At 57.5% G+C, this 19397-nt stretch carries 18 protein-coding genes; all 18 read right to left on the bottom strand.

The features are described 5' to 3' along the window. Window positions 1–113: 113 nt before the first annotated feature. The 18 genes from FLT43_RS17320 to nadA all read right to left on the bottom strand — a co-directional run bounded on the left by FLT43_RS17320 (window position 114) and on the right by nadA (window position 19336). Window positions 114–2459, bottom strand: a complete 2346-nt coding sequence (locus FLT43_RS17320; protein ID WP_087443301.1) for a glycoside hydrolase family 95 protein — start codon at window positions 2457–2459, stop codon at window positions 114–116. 236 nt (window positions 2460–2695) lie between these two features. Further along, complete coding sequence (gene lysS / locus FLT43_RS17315; protein WP_115057801.1) at window positions 2696–4204, bottom strand: lysine--tRNA ligase; 1509 nt, start codon at window positions 4202–4204, stop codon at window positions 2696–2698. Between the two features lie 287 nt (window positions 4205–4491). Further along, window positions 4492–4968, bottom strand: a complete 477-nt coding sequence (gene greA / locus FLT43_RS17310; protein WP_087443299.1) for a transcription elongation factor GreA — start codon at window positions 4966–4968, stop codon at window positions 4492–4494. A 368-nt stretch (window positions 4969–5336) separates the two neighbouring features. Next, window positions 5337–6329, bottom strand: coding sequence for a tRNA dihydrouridine synthase DusB (gene dusB, locus FLT43_RS17305; RefSeq protein WP_087443298.1), 993 nt, complete (start codon window positions 6327–6329; stop codon window positions 5337–5339). Window positions 6330–6424: 95 nt separating this feature from the next. Next, window positions 6425–6625 (bottom strand): helix-turn-helix domain-containing protein, encoded by a 201-nt coding sequence (locus FLT43_RS17300; RefSeq protein ID WP_244194242.1) that lies wholly within the window; start codon window positions 6623–6625, stop codon window positions 6425–6427. Beyond that, window positions 6592–7131: a 2-amino-4-hydroxy-6-hydroxymethyldihydropteridine diphosphokinase gene (gene folK / locus FLT43_RS17295; protein ID WP_087443296.1), complete on the bottom strand. Its 540-nt coding sequence runs from the start codon at window positions 7129–7131 to the stop codon at window positions 6592–6594. Before folK ends, FLT43_RS17300 begins: the two co-directional genes overlap by 34 nt. Then, window positions 7124–7537 (bottom strand): dihydroneopterin aldolase, encoded by a 414-nt coding sequence (gene folB / locus FLT43_RS17290; RefSeq protein WP_087443295.1) that lies wholly within the window; start codon window positions 7535–7537, stop codon window positions 7124–7126. Before folB ends, folK begins: the two co-directional genes overlap by 8 nt. Window positions 7538–7577: 40 nt before the next feature. Next, window positions 7578–8417, bottom strand: a complete 840-nt coding sequence (folP, locus tag FLT43_RS17285) for a dihydropteroate synthase (protein WP_087443308.1) — start codon at window positions 8415–8417, stop codon at window positions 7578–7580. 89 nt (window positions 8418–8506) lie between these two features. Beyond that, window positions 8507–9394 carry an aminotransferase class IV gene (locus FLT43_RS17280; RefSeq protein WP_087443294.1) on the bottom strand — a complete coding sequence of 296 codons (888 nt, stop codon included), beginning with the start codon at window positions 9392–9394 and terminating at the stop codon, window positions 8507–8509. Beyond that, complete coding sequence (locus tag FLT43_RS17275; RefSeq protein WP_087443293.1) at window positions 9391–9969, bottom strand: anthranilate synthase component II; 579 nt, start codon at window positions 9967–9969, stop codon at window positions 9391–9393. The genes FLT43_RS17280 and FLT43_RS17275 overlap by 4 nt, the downstream gene beginning before the upstream one ends. Continuing rightward, a complete protein-coding gene (locus FLT43_RS17270) occupies window positions 9953–11596 on the bottom strand; it encodes an anthranilate synthase component I family protein (protein WP_087443292.1) in 1644 nt (547 codons plus the stop codon). The genes FLT43_RS17275 and FLT43_RS17270 overlap by 17 nt, the downstream gene beginning before the upstream one ends. A gap of 202 nt (window positions 11597–11798) precedes the next feature. After that, window positions 11799–12737, bottom strand: a complete 939-nt coding sequence (cysK, locus tag FLT43_RS17265) for a cysteine synthase A (protein ID WP_087443291.1) — start codon at window positions 12735–12737, stop codon at window positions 11799–11801. A 256-nt stretch (window positions 12738–12993) separates the two neighbouring features. Then, entirely contained in the window at window positions 12994–13938 is a 945-nt protein-coding gene (locus tag FLT43_RS17260; protein ID WP_087443290.1) for a SurA N-terminal domain-containing protein, read from the bottom strand. A gap of 160 nt (window positions 13939–14098) precedes the next feature. After that, a complete protein-coding gene (hslO, locus tag FLT43_RS17255; protein WP_087443289.1) occupies window positions 14099–15019 on the bottom strand; it encodes an Hsp33 family molecular chaperone HslO in 921 nt (306 codons plus the stop codon). A 51-nt stretch (window positions 15020–15070) separates the two neighbouring features. Beyond that, a complete protein-coding gene (locus FLT43_RS17250; protein ID WP_087443288.1) occupies window positions 15071–15844 on the bottom strand; it encodes a type III pantothenate kinase in 774 nt (257 codons plus the stop codon). A 3-nt stretch (window positions 15845–15847) separates the two neighbouring features. After that, the gene (gene nadC / locus FLT43_RS17245) at window positions 15848–16711 is read right to left on the bottom strand and encodes a carboxylating nicotinate-nucleotide diphosphorylase (RefSeq protein WP_087443287.1); all 864 of its coding nucleotides are present in this window, start codon (window positions 16709–16711) and stop codon (window positions 15848–15850) included. Window positions 16712–16714: 3 nt separating this feature from the next. Continuing rightward, window positions 16715–18328 (bottom strand): L-aspartate oxidase, encoded by a 1614-nt coding sequence (nadB, locus tag FLT43_RS17240; protein ID WP_087443286.1) that lies wholly within the window; start codon window positions 18326–18328, stop codon window positions 16715–16717. Between the two features lie 69 nt (window positions 18329–18397). After that, a complete protein-coding gene (gene nadA, locus FLT43_RS17235) occupies window positions 18398–19336 on the bottom strand; it encodes a quinolinate synthase NadA (RefSeq protein WP_087443307.1) in 939 nt (312 codons plus the stop codon). Window positions 19337–19397: the final 61 nt, after the last annotated feature.

The raw sequence follows: 19397 nt of genomic DNA, 5'->3' as shown, positions 1-19397 counted from the left end.
CGCCTCTTCTGCCCGAAGATATCCGGTACAGCCGCCGCATCGGAATGGGAGCCGGAGCAATGAACCCCCGGCTCGTTCCTTCTATATATAGAAGCTTCCCCTCCTGCCCGAATTTATTCTCCATCCGATACAGCCCCAGCCGGACGGATAAGGTAGCTGCGTCCGCCTTCCGCCTTCCATGCCTGTCCTTCCACCGAAGCTCGCAGACGGATAGCACGCCCTTCCTGTCCTTCCTGCCCCTCCTCGCGGATCTCCAGATCATAAGCGGAGCGAAGCGTGCACATCCCGCTCCGTGCAGCAGTAATTCGGGCTTCCGTCAACCGGCCGTCCTCCCATGCGATATCGACCTCGTGTCCGCCTCGCGCACGGAGGCCGCGCACCGATCCGCTTGGCCAATCTATAGGAAGCGCCGGCAGAAGTGCAAGCGTGCCTGCGTGAGACTGGAGCAGCATCTCGGCGATGGCCGCCGTCCCGCCGAAATTCGCATCGATCTGGAACGGAGGATGATCCCCGAACAGATTGGGATGCACGGACTTGTGCAGCAAAGCCGCCAGATTAGCATACGCCTGCTCCGCATCCTCCAGCCGGGCCCAGAACAAAATAATCCAAGCGCGGCTCCATCCCGTATGTCCGCCGCCATGCGCCAGCCGTCTCTCCAGCGTCCGCCTTGCCGCTTGCGCCGCTTCCGGCGCGTTGAATGGGGTAATGTCATCCCCCGGGAACAGGGCGAACAGATGAGAAATATGCCGATGGCCCAGATCTACCTCCTCTACATCCTCCGCCCATTCCAGCAGTTGCCCATCACGGCCGATCCGATGCGGAGGCAAGCGGGTCAATGCCGCCTCCAGCCGTTCGCGGAACGCATCTTCCTCCGTCCTTCCTTCAACCGCCTCAAGACAGGCATGGAACAGCGCCCGCATGATTTGCGTATCCATAGAAGGACCCATGCATAATGTGCCTTGCTGGCCATTCGGCAGACGATAGAGGTTTTCAGGCGAGATCGAAGGAGACGTAACCCATTCCCCTTGCGCATTTTCCACCAGATAATCGAGCAGAAAGAGCGCCGCATCCTTCATAACGGGATAAGCCCGCTCTCGCAGAAACGCCTCGTCTCCCCCATAACGATAATGCTCCCACGCATGCAGCGCCAGCCAGGCTCCGCCCATCGGCCAGAAGGTGGCAGACACGACATCGCTTACCGGAGCGGTATCCGCCCACAGGTTCGTCGCATGGTGTGCCACGAATCCGTCGGCCCCGTACATGACAGCCGCCGTACGCCTGCCGTTCGTCCGCAGCCGATCCAGCAGATCGAACACCGGTTCATGGCACTCCGCCAGATTGGCCGCTTCCGCCGGCCAGTAATTCATTTGCAGATTAATATTGAGATGGAAATCCGACTCCCACGGCGGAGTCATATGCGGGTTCCAGATTCCCTGCAAATTGGCGGGCAGCGTGCCAGGCCGGGAGCTACCCATCAATAAATACCGTCCGTATTGAAAAAACAGGGCAAACAATCCGGGGTCTGCCTGCCCTTGCCGCACCCGCTCCAGCCGTTCGTCCGTCGGGAGCCGGCATAGGGAATCCTCCACGGTGCCGCCTAGATGAAGAGCCACCCGCTCATACAGAGCGCGGTGGTCCCTCACATGTTCGGAGCGGACCTGCCGATAGCCTCTTGCAGCAGCTGCTTCCACCTGCCGCAGGCACGTCTGCAGCGGATTCGATTCGCGGAATGTGGTCGCCGCCGCGATATATAGGGTCACGGCATCCGCAGCGTCGATAGACAGGCAATCGCCAATAGCAGTCACTTCCCCATTATCGGCAAGCGCTTTCAATACGGCACAATAACGAACCCCTCCAGCCCCGCATTGCCCCTGCATCGCGATCGTGTCGGATGCGATTACTGTCGTCCCGTCCTCGAAGGAGCGCCGGTTCAGATACAGGGACACAGATACCCGCTTCGCAGCAGAGGCGGTCAACCGAAGCGCGATCACTTGGTCAGGGACGCTGCTGAGCAGCTCCCGCGAATAGGCGATGCCGCTCCGGGTGTAATCGACCCGGGCCAGTCCCTCGGGTAAGGACAGTTCCCGCGAATATCCAGTCACTTCTCCTTCTTCTCCATGGAAAAACATCTTCAATTCCCCAAGCGTCTGGTAGGGGCCAAAATGCTTCGGCACCGAAGCCAGCGCCAGCCGGGCGATCCGCTCCGCCTCTCCAGGCTTGCCTTCCAACAGACACTGCCGGATGACAGGCCGATAAGCGGCGGCATCCGGATTCTCGCGAGCGGCCGGCGCGCCGTACCAGACCGAATCTTCATTCAACTGCAAGCGATCTGAAGCCACCCCGCCGAATTGCATGGCCCCCAGGCGCCCGTTCCCTATCGGCAGCGCCTCTACCCACTGTCCGGCAGGCTGCCGGTACCATAGCCGATCCTCTTGATCCTTCGTTCCGTTGTCCTTCATATAACTCCTCCTCGTAGGCCCATACAGGGCAGCTCCCAAGAACCGCCACAGAAATGGACCGGAATACCTTCGTCATTCGGTGAGAAATATTCTGAGGTGTTATCGATACCACAAACATAGCAATCCGTTTCGGAAATGTCAATTTACATTCGTGACTTCTTGTCGAGAACTCGACACACTAAGAACTACAAAGACCGGCCCTCCTATCGAGAGCCGGTCTCCTTGGCCGTTCTATATTATGAATTGCTGCGGTCGCGCATATGCGGGAACAGCAGCACATCGCGAATGGATGGCGAATCGGTCAGCAGCATAACGAGGCGGTCGACCCCGATGCCCAGTCCGCCTGTCGGCGGCATTCCGTATTCAAGGGCGCGGATGAAGTCGTCATCCATTTCATGGGCCTCGTCGTTGCCATGCTCGCGCTCTTCCAGCTGCGCCTCGAAGCGCTGGCGCTGGTCGATCGGATCGTTCAGCTCCGTGAACGCATTGGCATGCTCGCGGGCCACGATGAACAATTCGAAGCGATCCGTGAAGCGCGGATCCTGCGCATTTTTCTTCGCCAACGGCGAGATTTCCACTGGGTGCCCCGTAATGAAGGTCGGCTGAATCAGCGTCTCTTCCACGAAATGCTCGAAGAAGGCGTTCAAAATATGCCCGAACGTGAAGTGCTTCTCCACCGGCACTTTATGCTCCTTCGCCAGCGCATGCGCTTCTTCGTCGGTCATCTGCACCGAGAAGTCGACACCGGTCACTTCCTTGACCGCGTCAACCATCGACAAGCGGCGCCATTGCGGAGTCAGATCGATGTCGTGGCCCTGATAACGGATCTGCATCGTACCAAGCACTTCTTGCGCGATATGTGCGACCATGTTTTCCGTCAGACGCATGATATCTTCATAATCGGCATACGCTTCGTACAGCTCGATCATCGTAAATTCCGGGTTATGGCGGGTAGAAATCCCTTCATTCCGGTAGACGCGTCCGATTTCGTACACCTTTTCCAAGCCGCCGACAATAAGACGCTTCAAGTGCAGCTCAATCGCAATCCGCATGTACAGCGTCATATCAAGCGCGTTATGATGCGTGATGAACGGCCGTGCCGCCGCACCACCAGCGATTGCATGCAGCGTCGGCGTCTCCACTTCCAAGTAACCGAGCGAATCCAAATAGCGGCGCATCGATTGAATAATGCGGGAGCGCGCGATAAAGGTCTGCTGCACATCCGGATTCATGATGAGATCGACATAGCGCTGGCGATAGCGCAGCTCCACATCCTTCAAGCCGTGATATTTCTCCGGCAGCGGATAAAGCGACTTGGACAGCACCTCCAAGTCCGTTACTTTCACCGACAACTCGCCAGTCTTCGTCTTGAACACCTTGCCGCTCACGCCGATAATATCGCCAAGGTCCAGCATCGTGAACGCCTCATATTTCTCCGCAGGCACCGTATCCTGGCGAACATAAATCTGAAGGCGGCCGCTCAGATCCTGAATATGGGCGAAGCTCGCCTTGCCCATCTCCCGCTTCGCCATAATTCGTCCGGCCAGACTGACGACAGCGCCTTCCGCCTCCAGCTCTTCCTTCGTCATGCCGTTATATTTATCCAATACAGCCTGGGCAGTATGCGTACGGCTATATTTGGCACCGAACGGATCAATGCCGAGCTTCCGCAGCTCGTCCAACTTGTTGCGGCGAATCTGTAGCAATTCGCTTAATTCAGTCTCTTGATTGACGACATCCGTCATACGTTTCACTCCTTCTATTGCTCCGCATGTCCGGTTGGCATCGGCCCAGTGCGGATCATTCCATACCGCTATCATAACACGACAGAGACGCCAGGATATAGTCAATGATTGTCATCGGCACGCTAACTCCTCCGCCAAGCGCCAGAATTCCACCCTAACCTATGCCGCACGATGAGAAAAAAGCTTCCCTAAAGGAAGCTTTCATCCGTTATGTTCCCGTGGCCCCTGCCGGCCAACTTCCGCTATGCTTGCTGCAGCCGGCTTCATTGCTCTCGCAGGGTCGCGGCTTAGAGCTTAATATCGACGATTTTGTATTGAATCACGCCCGCAGGCACGCTGACGTCAACAACAGTGCCCTTGGCTTTGCCCAAAATTGCCTTGCCTACCGGACTCTCATTCGAAATCCGATTCTTCAATGGATCGGATTCCGCCGTACCGACAATGGTATACTCCATCGAATCGCCGAACTCGAGATCCTGCACGATGACGGTGGAGCCGATGCTCACGATATCCGTATCAATCTCGTCATTGTTGATGATGCGGGCATTACGAAGCATTTTTTCCAATGTAATGATACGACCCTCAATGAATGCCTGTTCGTTCTTCGCGTCTTCATATTCGGAGTTCTCGCTGATATCCCCGTAGCCGATCGCTACCTTGATTCGTTCCGCCACCTCGCGGCGTTTGACGGATTTGAGATTATCGAGTTCTTCCTCGAGCTTCTTCAGACCCTCCTGGGTCAGAATGACTTCTTTATCACTCATCTTACCGATTCTCCTGTCATGATCATTATTTTCGCATGCGAGCTTCGGACCGCTCTCGCAGTGAGCGGCACCGGCTTATCGATGCGAATGCCTTAATCCCATCATATGGCGCCACGTCCACATGATGCCCCCTTCGCGCAGGCTTGTTCCAAATTCCCAATAGATGCATGGGCACGCATCAGCCCGTAGCTAATTTTCTATTGTTGAATTATATGGGATGATTTTGTAAAAGTCAATGAGACGCCCCACTGACGTGAAAACGCTTTGATACAGGTCCTGTCCTGAATCAGGCGGCACAGAGCGAAATCTATACATTTCCAGCGTTGACAAAAATCAGCAGGGCATCGCGCCCTGCTGCATGCATTCATCTAGTTGACGATCGCTTCCTTCGCTTCAAGGCCGGCGACATAATCCTCCAGCAGCTGCACCATCTCGTCGCGCCGCGTCCCTTCCATCACCTTGTCCTTGACGCGCGCCGCTCCCGGCAACCCCTTCAAGTACCAGGCCAGATGCTTGCGCATTTCCCTAACCGCCACATTCTCGCCCTTCAACGCAATCAGGCGGTCCATATGGACAATCGCAATGCGCACCTTCTCTTCCGGCGCCGGATCCGGAAGCAGCTCGCCGTGGGTCAAATATTCGACCGTACGGTACAGCATCCATGGATTGCCCAAGGCGCCGCGGCCGATCATAACGCCATCGCATCCCGTCTCATCGAGCATGCGCCGCGCATCTTCCGGCGTCGCCACATCACCGTTCCCGATAACCGGAATCGAGACGGCCTCCTTCACTTGGCGAATGTAGCTCCAATCCGCCTTGCCGGTATACAATTGCTCCCGCGTGCGGCCATGCACGCTGACCGCCTGGCCGCCTGCGCGCTCGACCGCCTTCGCATTGTCCACGACATAAATATGCTCGTCATCCCAGCCAATGCGCATCTTGACCGTAACCGGCTTATCCACGGCATCGACAACCGCCGACACCATCTCGTAAATCTTGTTCGGATCGAGCAGCCAACGCGCGCCGGCATCGCATTTGGTCACCTTCGGTACGGGACAACCCATATTGATGTCGATAATATCCGCGTTCGACTCTTTATCGACAATTTTGGCGGCTTCCACCAACGACTGACGGTCCCCTCCGAAAATCTGCAGGCTGAGCGGCTTCTCCCGATCGTCGACATACAGCATCTCTCTCGTCCGCTCGTTGCCATGAACGAGTGCTTTGTCACTGACCATCTCCGCACAGACGAGGCCGCAGCCGAATTCCTTCGCGATCAGCCGGAACGCCGGATTGCAGACGCCGGCCATCGGCGCCAGCACGACTTGATTTTTCATTTCGATGTTGGCGATTTTCAACACATCGACCACTCTCCTTTCTCTCGTTGTTCTATCGAATTCACCGTCTACACAGCGTGAGCGGGTTATATTCGCAACAGCAATGCCAGGATAACATTTTACCGGAAAGAAGGATCAGATGCCAGTTCCTCTTGCGTCACGCCGAGCTCTCCGGCAATACGCCCCATCATCGCTTCATCCAGTCTCCGCCGTCCCCGCTCTATCTCGCCCAGCACAGATACCGACATGCCCAGCCGATCAGCCAGCTGCTGCTGGGTCAAGCCTCTTAATTTGCGAAAGGCGCGGATTCGTCGGGCCAATTGGAGCGTGTCCACTTCCGAATATCTTCCTTCCCATCCAGTGTTCCCAGGGCGCGGTGAACGAATGCGTGCAGCTGGCTATTATCCGAAGACACAATGTCCGCCAGCGGAATGAGCACGAACAGCCGCTCTCCCATTCGCGGGTGAGGCAGCGTCAATTCCGGTGAATCCATCTCGAATCCTTCCATATATAACAGGTCCAGATCGATGACGCGGGGTCCCCAGCGAACATCACGAACCCGCCCCATCTCCAGCTCGATGCCCAGCATGACGCGCAGCAGATTCTGCGGCGCCAGCGTACTGGCCACCCGGGCCGCCATATTCAAAAATTGAGGCTGATCCGTGTACCCGACCGGCTCCGTCTCATAAATGTCCGAGCATGCGGCCACCCGAACCGCGGGATGGGCGTTCAGCCTCGCAATCGCCTCCCGCAGAGAGTGCTCCCGATCGCCAAGGTTGGCTCCAAGCGCAATATAAGCCACTGCTTCCTGCTTCATATCATTCATCGGCAGCACCCGCTTGTCGGTCCTCTTCCGTAATCCGGGCCCGCGTAATGTCCATCGTCACGCCCTGGAAATGAATATCGAACGGCGGGTGGGGCTTCGTAACCCGCACACGAGCCTCTTGAATGGCGGGATACCCGTCCAGCACCGTCTCGGCAATCCGCTCAGCCAACGCCTCCACGAGCTGATACGACTGCCCCTCTACGATGGATTTGACGGAATAGAACACTTCGGCATAATTAATGGAGTCCTCCAGCTTATCCGATTGCCCCGCCTTCTGTAAATCGATCTGCAAATCGAGATCGACGATCCAGCGCTGACCCAGCGCACGTTCCTCCGCGAACACCCCATGCTTGCCAAAAAACTCCATCCGATGGAGCTGCATCCGATCCGGCTTCACGACTCTCATCGCTTCCGCTCCTTTCCTTCCCTTGAATTGCCGCCTGCTGTCAGCGGTACAACACCGCGTCGCACATCCGCGCCGTTCGCGCGATTGAGGCGACATCATGCACGCGCACGATCTGGCAGCCCTGCGCAATGCCGAGCGCCACCGTCGCCGCCGTTCCTTCCACCACATCGTCGACCGGCAGCTGCAGCGTATCCCGGATGAACTTCTTGCGGGACGTGCCGAGCAATACCGGATAGCCTAGCGCGCACAGCTCGTCCAGATGGCTCATCAGGACGAGATTGTCCTCCCCGGTCTTCGCGAAGCCGATACCGGGATCGAGCCAAATCTGGTCGTCCTTCACTCCCGCCGATTTGGCCAGCTCCACGCTCTCGAGTAAGTCCGCCTTCACCTCTTCTACGAATCGGTCATACCGCCTTTCCGGACGGTTATGCATCAGGATGAGAGGACATCCATAGCGGGCGGCGACATGCGCCATCTCCGGCTCCTTCTTGCAGCCCCAGATGTCATTCATAATATGGGCGCCTGCCTCCAGTGCTTGCCGCGCCACCTCCGCTTTATACGTGTCCACCGAGATCGGCGCCTGCGGCAGCTCCCGGCGCAGCGCCTCGATGACCGGCAGCACCCGCTCCAGTTCTTCCTCCTGCCCGACGGGCTGATGGCCCGGACGGGTCGACTCTCCGCCGATATCGATAATGTCGGCTCCCGCTTCCAGCATCTCCTTCGCGTGCCGCAGAGCCGCGTCTACGCGGTTGTACCTGCCGCCGTCCGAGAAGGAATCCGGGGTCACATTCAATATACCCATAATTAAGGTGCGCTGACCGAGAGTCAAGGCACCGTTCGCCCAACGATAGGTTCGTTGCCGCCATATCGGCTGCAGCATGTTCAACATCTCCGATCTGTCACAAGCTTTTGTTCCATAGGGAAAGACAACAACGGGCCGCCGACGACTCGTCCTTCATTCGCATCCTGTCAAAAATTGCGTACCGTCAGGGAGCGATAGGCATCCAGCAGCGCACAGGTGGAGGTTCCGATTCGACCCCCGCTTACCACGGCCGCCTGCCCTGTCTCATCCCACAACGAAGTAATCGGTACGAGTTCCTGCACGGAGGTCGTTATGAAAATTTCGTCTGCCTCCAACAGGTCATCCCAGCGGTACAGCCCTTCCTCGGCCGCAAGTCCGCAGTCCGCAGCCAGCTCTAGAACGGCCCCCCGCGTGATGCCGGGAAGAATGCCCGTTGCCAGAGCCGGGGTACAGAGCCGGCGGCCCGTGAGGAAGAACAGATTGCTAACGATGCCCTCCGCCAGCCATCCTTCCGCGGTCAGCATGAAGCCTTCCGCCCCGAGTGCCGCCGACTCATACCCGGCCAGCTCGCGCTTGGCGAGAATATTATTCATGTAATGGCCCGACTTGAAGCGTCTGTTCCCTTCGGGCCGATTGCGCGCCAACCGCAGCCGCTGCAGCGGCTTCCCGTCCGCATACAGCGCATCCGGAACGTCTGGGAGCGGCTTGACCAGCACAATCGTCACCGGGCTGGCGTAATCGCCGCCCGGCAAGCCGAAGCCGTTCTCGCCGGCGCTTACCGTATACCGGACATAAGCCTCTTCCAGATGATTCGCCGCCATGACGGCCCGGGTATGGGCCTCTGCCTGCTCCGCTCCTTCCGTCCAGCGGATTCCCAGCTCCTCGCAGGCGCCGGCCAGCCGGTCCAGATGCCGCTCCAGCAGGAAGGGCCGGCCGTCATACGTGCGCATCGTCTCGAACAGGCTCATGCCGTACAAAAAGCCGTGGTCCATCACGGAAACCGCGGCTTGATGACTCGGCACCAGCTCTCCATTCCAACCGATGATGCCCGTCATCGCACAGGCGCCGCCATGCTCAAGAAATTGCGCAGCATCTGATGGCCATGCTCGGAAATAATCGATTCCGGATGGAATTGGACGCCCACAATCGGATATTCCTTATGCTGAAGCCCCATAATTTCCCCTTCAGCCGTCTCCGCTGTAATCCCCAGGCAAGCCGGCAGACTCGCCCGATCGACGATAAGCGAATGATACCGGGTCGCCGTGAACGGATTCGGTAAGCCCGCGAAGATCGATTCGCCCTGATGAATAATCGGCGACGTCTTGCCGTGCATCAGCCGTTCGGCACGGACAACCTCGCCGCCGAAGGCTTGGCCGATTGCCTGATGGCCGAGACATACCCCCAGAATCGGGATACGGCCTGCAAAATGCTCAATGACCTGCAGCGTGATGCCCGCCTCATTCGGCGTGCATGGGCCCGGGGACAGCAGCAGATGATCCGGCTGCAGCCGTTCGATGCCCGCGATATCGATCTCGTCATTGCGGCAGACCTGCACCTCTTCGCCGAGCTCCCCCAAATATTGCACCAAATTGTACGTAAACGAATCATAGTTATCAATGACCAGAATCATCCTGAACCGCTCCTCTCGCCTCGTCTGCCTCTGCTTCAGTCTCTCTCGGCGGAATGGCATCCGCCGGTACACTCTCGCTCAACTGCACTGCCTTCCATAATGCCTTGGCTTTGTTCAGGCATTCGGCATATTCGCGTTCCGGGTCGGAATCGATCACGATGCCGGCCCCCGCCTGAATATAGCCTATCTGGTCTTTCACCACCAGCGTACGAATAATAATATTTAATTCCAAATCGCCGTTATAGTCAATCCAGCCGAACGACCCGGTATATGGCCCGCGCCGGATCGGCTCCAGCTCCTCGATAATCTCCATCGTCCGTACCTTCGGCGCGCCGGTGATCGTCCCGCCGGGAAATGTCGCTTGGATGACATCGAAGGCATCCTTGCCCTCCGCAAGCGTACCGCGCACCTCCGAGACGAGATGCATGACATGGGAGTACGTCTCGATGACCATCAGCTCATCCACCCGCACCGAGCCATAAGCCGAGATGCGGCCAAGATCGTTGCGCTCCAGATCGACGAGCATAATATGCTCTGCGCACTCCTTCTCGTTGGTCCGGAGCTCCTCCGCCAAGCGGGCATCCTCTTCCGGCGTACGGCCGCGGCGTCTCGTCCCGGCTATCGGACGCGTGCTGACGCTGCCCTGCTCCAACCGGACCAGCAGCTCCGGGGAGCAGGACACGAGTTGGAACTCGGGGAATCGAAGCAAGCCCATATACGGAGAGGGGTTCAATGCGCGCAGCCATTCATACAGCCGTTCCGGCGTCTCCCGCAGGCGGCGGGACTGGCGCATGGACAAGTTCACCTGGAACACATCCCCTTGCCCGATATAGTGCTGAATGCGGCGCACCGCATCCTTGAACTCCTCCTTCGGAAATGCCGAGGCGACCCCTTCGAACGCCTCAATATCCATCGTCTGCAGATCGTCGCCGTGAACGGACAAGGAGCTTGCCGCTTGGCCCGGGCCGAAGCTCGCGGAGCCCCGTTCCTGCCATTCGTCCCACTGGGCCTTCATCGCCTGCGCCCGCGACGCCGCTACCTCATACTTCACGGCAAGGGCAGCGCCAGCCGCTTCCTGCCCGGAATTCCCGTCCGGCCAACGCGTCATCACCGCGCAGTATAGCCGCCGTTTCTGCTTGTCCACAATCCACAGCTCATCCATTTGCACAAATACGTAATCCGGCAGCTCCAGATCATCTGCCGCAGACTCGGGAAGCCGTTCAAGGGAACGGGCAACGTCATAGCTCAAATACCCGATGCAGCCGCCGATGAACTTGGGCATCCCATCCACCTTCGGCGCGCGGTAAGGGGACATCCACCGCTTCAACAGCTGGAGCGGCTCCCCTTCCTCCCGGCGGGACGGCTTGTCCCCTTCCTGAATGAACGCCTCCCGATCCTTGCCGGTAATGACGGACACGGGCTTGCAGGCCAAATACGTGTACCGGCCGTCCTTGCCGCTCTCGAGCACGGCCGCATGGCTGCCCGCATCCTCCCATACCGGAAGCCATGAAGCCAAGGCCTCATGCCCCCATCCATATTCCACTATATAAGGAAGCACGGTGTACCCTTCCTGTACCCACCAGCTCCAATGACCGGCTGTAATGATCGCTGCTTCACGCAGGGACATCTGCTCCACTTCTCCACCTCGCCTTACCCGTGATCGCATATCTGTGACATGAATCACCGGAATCGTTACCGTAAGTATAAACAAAGAGCCCCGGGAAGGAAAGGCTCCCTCAGCATATCCAAAAAACCCCTCGCCGCCAGAAAGCGCCCAGGGCAATGATTTGCCCGCGTGCTCCTGATGGGAGGGGATATCGATAAAGCGATTAATTCTCGAAGCTGAACAGCGGCGTGCTCAAGTAGCGCTCGCCATTGCTTGGAACGACGGCAATGACGCGTTTCCCTTCGCCCAGCTCGCGAGCGACCTGCAGAGCTGCGTGAATAGCCGCTCCCGATGAGATGCCGCACAGAATGCCTTCCGACTTCGCGACCTGGCGGGCCACCTCGAACGCATCTTCATTATCCACCGCAATGATCTGATCGTAGACGTTCCGATTCAGAATGTCCGGAATGAAGTTCGCCCCGATGCCTTGAATCTTATGCGGTCCCGGCTTGCCCCCCGACAACAGCGGAGAAGCAGACGGTTCGACCGCGACCACGCGGATGCCCGGGAAATTCTCCTTCAGCACTTCGCCGGTTCCCGAGATCGTTCCGCCGGTGCCGATTCCGGCCACGAACGCATCCAGCTGGCCGTCCAGCGAACGAATCGCTTCGACAATCTCCGGTCCTGTCGTCTCGCGATGCACCTTGACGTTCGCCTTATTCTTGAACTGCTGCGGCATGAAGTAAGAAGGATTCTCCTGAACAAGCTCTTCTGCCTTCCGCACGGCCCCGTTCATTCCTTCCGCCCCCGGGGTAAGCACGAGATCCGCGCCGTAGGCACGCAGCAGATTGCGCCGTTCGATGCTCATCGTCTCCGGCATAACGAGAATCGCCTTGTAACCTTTGGCCGCCGCGACCATAGCGAGGCCGATCCCGGTGTTACCGCTCGTCGGCTCAACGATCGTATCGCCAGGCTTCAGCAAGCCTTCCTGCTCTGCCACTTCAATCATGCTGATTGCGATCCGGTCCTTCACGCTGGCTCCCGGATTCTGATATTCGAGCTTGACGTAAATCTCGGCACTGCCTTCCGGCACGATGCGGTTCAAGCGTACCAGTGGAGTATCTCCAATCAATTCGGTTACATTATTGACGATTCTTGCCATAACGATGCCCTCCTGCCATTATTCAATATCTGAGTCTTGCCGGGTGTATATCCGTATTATCCACTAATTTCCGACTAAAGCACTAGGTTTTATTCAATCTTACCAATCCAGCTTTAGGTTGTCAATAGAGCGAGCGAAGGTTATGCCAAAAAATTGAAGCCCGCTCCATGCGATAACAACCAGTGACTCTGCATGACAAAAAGGGATAATCGCAAGGGCGGACGAATCCACTCGCTCTTGCGGTTACCCCTTTTATTTACCCGTTCACGGACGCTGCCGTGAGAACGACGGCATTATACTTTTTGCGAAGGGCCTCTTCCCACTCCTTCAGCGGGGGCGATTTGGACAGCGCCATATCCCGGCGGGCCTGCTCCTTGATCGCAGCTTCCCCCTCCGGCTGCGCTTCGCGCTTGCCGGTTAAGGTCAGAATGGCGAATCCGCCGCTCACTTCAATCGGAGCCGAGATGTCGCCTACCTCCATCTCACGCGCCGCTTCCAGCTCTGTGGGGGAGAAGAACGGATCGTTAGCATCAATCCATCCGAGACGACCTTCCTGGTAGGAGGAGAATTCATCGACCGACAATCTCCCAGCCAAGGAGGCGAAGGTCTCTCCATCCTTCAGCTTCGCCAGCACGTCTTCCGCTTCCTCGCGGGTCGGCACAACAATATGGGCGAGCTGATATACATTAACAGACTCGTAAGCATCCCGATGGTCCTGCAAATACTGGTCAAGCTCCTCCTCCGACACATCCACGTTATGAGTCGCAATCTTCTCCAGCAGCAGCCGGTAACGGATGTCCTGCCGAATCTGCTCCGGGCTCATACCCAACTGTTCCGTCATTGCCTGAAAATAAGCCTCAGCGCTTTCATACCCTTGCATCTGCCTCGCAATCTCTTGCTCCACTTCTGTCTGGCTTACGTTAATTCCTAACGCTTCCGCTTCCTTCGTTGCCGCCCTGGCCGTTAGCATCTGTTCCATAACCTGCGCGCCATACTGCCGCTCCAGTTCCTCTTGCCATTCCTTGCGCGTCACCTTCTCCCCGCCGACGGTTGCCACAACCGTTGAGGAATCAGGGGAAGCATTCGCATCCGGCCCCGCGGTAGGGCGATCATGCTTGAAGATGAGCATGCCGGCGAGCACCAAGATACAGACGCAAAGAATGAGGATGCAGCCCCATAAGCTTTTGACTTCTTTCGTCATATCGCTTGCTTCCCTTATCCCGTTATTTCCGTGTTAGCCGTTCCTACCTCCGGCTTGCCCCGCCCTATCGACCGATTCGGATGCGGGACCATGATCGGGGTCCCATCGTTCGCTGCGGGGCTCGCCTCCGGCCCGTGCTCATCCATTGCGACTTGTCCGGCTAGGCTTGCTGCGCCTGATCACGCAGTTGTTCCAGCTCTTCTCTTCCAAATGAATACTTCTCGTTGCAAAAATGACAGACGACCTCCGCCTGGCCATCCTCTTCAATCATCGCCGTCAATTCGCCCTTGCCTACACTAATCAATGTCCGCTCCACCCGTTCCCGGGAGCATTGGCATTGGAAGCGGATCGGCATCTGTTCCATAACGTTCGCGTCACTGATAATCCAAGTGACCAGCTCATCCAGCTCCATGCCTTGATCCAGCAGAGCGGTAACGGGAGGGAGCACACTGAGGGAATACTCGATCTGATCGATTTGTTCCTCGGTCAGTCCAGGCAGCAACTGTACAATGAAGCCTCCCGCATGCAGGACGGAATTGTCGACATCCACCAGTACCCCGAGGCCTACGGCAGACGGGGTCTGCTCGGAGGTGGCGAAGTAATACGTGAAGTCCTCGGCCAATTCTCCCGAGATGATCGGGGAACTGCCGCGATACGGCTCCTTCAAGCCAAGATCCTTGATGACATGGATGAAGCCGCTGCGTCCGACCGCGCCTGCCACATCCAGCTTGCCTTGGGAATTGCTGGCCAGATGCACCTGCGGATGTGTAACATAGCCGCGCACCTCGCCATGAGCGTTCGCATCAGCGACAATCTGTCCGATAGGTCCGTCGCCCTTAACCTGAACGGTTAATTTCTCATCGCCTTTGAGCATGGCGCCCATCATGGCGGCGGCGGTAACCGTGCGTCCGAGCGCAGCCGTCGCCGTCGGGTAAGCACCGTGGCGCCGCTGTAATTCATTGACCAGCCCGGTCGTGCGTACCGCGAAGATGCGGACCTTGCCGCCCAGTCCAGTGCCGCGAACCAGCATGTCCTGCATATTCTCCCTCTCTTCGGGTTGCTGTCCTAACATATCGTTCATGGGAGCCTCCTGTACTGTTCTTATTCTACGACGGGATAGGCCGTCAAAGGGTTACAATTTGTTCCGATTATAAATAAGGCGCAAGCCTTCCAGCGTTAATAACGGGTTCGTCGTATCAATCGTCCGCGATTCGCTCGCGATGAGCTCCGCCATGCCGCCGGTGGCGATAACGGTAGGTTCGGCTCCAAGCTCGTTGGTTATACGGTCCACAATGCCGTCCACCTGGCCGGCGTAGCCGAAAATAATGCCGGCCTGCATGGAATGAACCGTATTCCGCCCAATCACCGACTTGGGCTTCGTCAATTCGATCCGCGGCAGCTTCGCGGCCCGCTGATAGAGCGCTTCGGTAGATATGCCGATGCCCGGCACGATTGCGCCGCCAATATAATTGCCCTTGACGTCGATGACATCGAATGTCGTCGCCGTCCCGAAGTCAACGACGACCAGCGGCTTCAGCCCGCCATACAATTCGATTGCCGCCACCGCATTGACGATCCGGTCCGCCCCCACCTCGCGCGGGTTCTCGATACGAATATTGAGTCCGGTCTTGACGCCGGGTCCAACAATGAGCGGCGCCTTGTTCAAATATTTCTTGCACAGCATCTCCATCGTATGCATAATCGGCGGGACGACGGAGGAAAGAATGACACCTTCAATATCCTTAACCGACAGCTTGGTCATCGTGAACAGATTATAGATCATGACGCCATATTCATCGGTCGTCGACTGGCGGCTGGTCGACAAACGCCAATTATGAAGCAGCTTGTCTTCCTCGTATACCCCCAGGACAATGTTGGTGTTCCCTATATCGATTACGAGTATCACGGCCTAACCTTCTTTCTTCTCATTCAAGTCCAGGCTGATGTCCAGGGCGTGAAAGGAGTAGGTCAACGCGCCGACAGACACGACGTCGACGCCAGTCAGCGCCTTGTCCCGAATCGTATCGAGGGTGACGCCTCCCGATGCTTCGATGAGGACATGCGGCGCGGCTTCCCGGATGAGGGCGACCGCCTCGCGCATCCGTACCGTATCCATATTGTCCAACATAATAATGTCCGCTCCCGCCTGCAGCGCTTCCTTCACTTGCTCGATCGATTCAGCTTCGACCTCAATGTTCATCGTGTACGGAATGTTGGCCCGTGCCCGGCTTACCGCCGCTTCGATCCCGCCTGCCCCCTTGATGTGGTTGTCCTTGATCATGACGGTATCGTACAGGCCGAAGCGGTGATTGCTCCCCCCGCCGACCCGAACCGCATATTTTTCGAGGGCGCGGTGGCCAGGGGTCGTCTTGCGGGTATCGACCAGCTTCGTATTCAGCCCGTCAATGGCTTGCACGAACTTGTTCGTCTTCGTCGCAATCCCGGACAGACGCTGGAGCAGGTTCAAGGCGAGCCGTTCCCCGCTCAAAATACTGTGCGTGCTGCCTTCCACTTCAGCCAGAACAGTGCCGCGGGCAATAACGGCTCCGTCTTCGACCTGAGCCGCGAACCGCAGAGAGGGATCCACGACTTCGAATACGGCTTCGGCTACCGGCAGTCCTGCGATCATGCCGTCTTCCTTCGCATGAATGATGCCGCGTGATTGGTGTCCGGCCGGAATGGTGTAGGCTGTCGTGACGTCGCCCGTTCCTATATCTTCTTGCAGCCACGCTTCCAACTGTCGGCGCAGTGCCAATCGTTCCAAGCTATACAATGCTCACTCGCTCCTTGTAATTCCATATTCACGATGCAGCAGGGTATGCTTGCACCATGTCTCGTCATGCCGCTCAGGGAAATCTTCCCGCGCATGTGCTCCACGGCTCTCTTCCCGCCACAAGGCGGACTCGGCGACCAACATGGCGCAGACCAGCATATTGGCGAATTCATACTCCTCCCGCTTCGCCAGCCGCATATCGAATACGGCCGCCTGGCGCTTCAACTCGCCTAAGCCCTTCATCAGACCTTCCGCGTGACGGCGCAGCCCGACATAACGGACCATTACCTTCTGCAGCTTCAGCCGGCGCTCCACCATCGGCTGGATGCATGGCTCATGGTGATCGCGCTGATGCGCGGCATGCGGGCAGGCCTCCGCCCGCGGTTCAAGCCCGGCAATCCGTTCGACGATCCGCTTGCCGTACACGATCGCTTCCGATAAGGAGTTGCTGGCTAGCCGATTTGCCCCGTGTACGCCGGTCGAAGACACTTCGCCGCAGGCGAACAGGCGGCGAATATTGGTCTCTCCCCACAAGTCCGTCTTGATGCCGCCCATCATGTAGTGGGCAGCCGGCGACACCGGGATCCAGTCGCTGGTCAGATCAAGACCGTACTGCAGGCAGGTCTCGTATATCGTCGGGAAGCGATGCTTAACCATCGCCTCCGTCTCATGAGTAATATCCAGGTAGACAAAGGTCGACTTGGTCGCTTCCATCTCGCTGAGGATCGCCCGGGCTACTACGTCGCGGGGCGCAAGCTCCAGTTGGGGATGATATTTCTCCATGAAGCGCTCTCCCCGGATATTGCGCAGGCAGGCGCCTTCTCCCCGCACCGCCTCCGAGATGAGGAAGCGCGGCGCCCCGGGATAGCTGAGCACAGTCGGATGGAATTGAATGAACTCCATATCCTGAATATAAGCTCCCGCGCGATACGCCATGGCGATGCCGTCACCCGTGGCGACCTCCGGATTCGTCGTATAGCGGTACAACTGCCCGGTTCCGCCGGAGCAGATGACCGTAGCCTTACCGCTGACGAATACGCGCTTGCCGTCGGCCCGCTGGACAATCGCGCCGCAGCATTCGCCTTCCTCGGTAACGAGATCGATAACGAAATGATCATCCCAGATTGTCACCTGCTCCAGCTGCTGGATACGATCCGCCAAGGCGCGCACAATCTCATAGCCGGTGGCGTCGCCATTCGCGTGCAGAATACGGCGATGGCTGTGCGCCCCTTCCCGCGTCAAGGCAATAGCGCCGTTCTCTTCATCGAAGGAGGCGCCCATCCGTATCAGCTCCTGGACGCCGGCCGGACCTTCGTGGACAAGCACATTGACCGCCTCAGCGTCGCACAGGCCTGCTCCGGCAATCAATGTATCCTGACGGTGGTAGGCCGGGGAATCATCGTCTGCGAACACAGCCGCAATTCCGCCCTGCGCATAGCGCGTATTACTATCGAACAGCGACTTCTTCGTTATCATCAACACCCGCTGGTCCCGGCTTGCCTGGATAGCGGTATAGAGACCGGCAATACCGGCGCCAATCACAATGACGTCAGTATGAACTTGCTCGAGATCTTCGAGTGCAAAGTCTATCAAGTATCGGGGAATCTGATTCGCCATTGTCTTCACAACCTCATGATGGATTCTTATGCTTGGTTCTATTTGAACAGAAGAGTAGCGCATGCTACTCTACTTGACTTGTAACATGCGCTCCAAGGATAACCGTGCTTTCTCGGCAACCTGCGGCGGCACATAAATCTGCGGCTGCATCGTTTCGAGGCATTTCACGAGTTTTTTGAGATTATTTACCTTCATATTCGGACAGACGAGATACTTCGTGGCGAAGTGGAATCGCTTCTCCGGACTATCGTTCCGCAGCTGGTACCCGGTGCCGTCTTCTGTCCCTACAATAATATCGGTCGCATTCGACCGTCTGCAATAATCGATAATGGCAGTCGTGCTGCCGACGAAGTCGCCCATGGCCACGACTTCCGGGCGGCATTCCGGATGTACGACGAACGGCGCGCCCGGGTACTTCGCCTTCATCTCCATCACATCCTTCACCGTCAGCATGTCGTGTGTATTGCAGTAGCCTTCCCATTTGATTAAAGGCCGGCCAGTCTGCTGCTCTACATAATGGCCCAGATTCTTGTCGGGAACCCAGATGATCTCTTCCGCATCCAGCGAAGCGATGACCTTCACCGCATTGGAGGAAGTGCAGCAAATATCGGTCTCTGCCTTAATCTCCGCAGAGGAATTGATATAGGTAACGACTTTGGCATTCGGATGCTCCGCCTTCAGCTTCCGCAGCCCGTCGACATTGACCATATCGGCCATCGGGCAGCCAGCCCGCTCATCGGGGATGATGACCGTTTTGTTCGGAGCCAAGATTTTGGCGCTCTCCCCCATGAAGTGGACACCGCAAAAGACGATAACGTCTGCATCTGTCTCAGCGGCCTTCTGCGCTAGCAAGAAGGAATCTCCCCTGAAATCGGCAACTTCCTGAATCTCATCCCGCTGATAATAATGAGCTAATATGATGGCGTTACGCTCTTTCTTCAACTGCATCAACCGTTCACGGAGCTCCTGCTTCTGCTCTTCCTTCCGTGCCAACGCCAGTGCTTCCAATGTCACCCTCACTCCACTCCTTGGCCTTGTCGTTAACCTATAATTTACACACCCCGACCCG

It is taken from the genome of Paenibacillus thiaminolyticus (assembly GCF_007066085.1).
Taxonomy (GTDB): Bacteria; Bacillota; Bacilli; order Paenibacillales; family Paenibacillaceae; genus Paenibacillus_B; species Paenibacillus_B thiaminolyticus.
This window is presented reverse-complemented; position numbering and strand designations above follow the sequence as displayed.